General features: G+C 34.1%; 1 pseudogene. It reads right to left on the bottom strand.

From position 1 onward, the window contains the following. Positions 1 to 78: 78 nt before the first annotated feature. Positions 79 to 346, bottom strand: a pseudogene (locus B2X72_RS03045) (hypothetical protein); the annotation flags it as partial.

The raw sequence follows: 346 nt of genomic DNA, 5'->3' as shown, positions 1-346 counted from the left end.
AAAGGTACTTGTTCGACGAAATCCGTAATAAGTTCAATGCCTAAAGGTTCATCATCGATGATGATGCAACTATATTTTTCAATCATGTGGTAATGCGATATTCAATGCAACGCTAAATTCATTGGAGCTATCTATGATGTGAAGGTCGCTTTGGTTTGGGTAAATCAATTGTAAACGCTTTTGTAAATTTTTAATACCGATACCCGTAAAGCTAGGTGTTTTCACGGTATTGAATACATCTTTGTCATTTTTTATTTTAAAGGCAACCTGATCTTTGCTGATGTGAATAGTAAGTATGACAAAGGATGCTTCTTCGTTTTTTAGCCCATATTTAAATGCATTTTCG

This window comes from Sphingobacterium sp. UBA7253, from assembly GCF_002472745.1.
GTDB classification, from domain to species: Bacteria; Bacteroidota; Bacteroidia; order Sphingobacteriales; family Sphingobacteriaceae; genus Sphingobacterium; species Sphingobacterium siyangense.
This window is presented reverse-complemented; position numbering and strand designations above follow the sequence as displayed.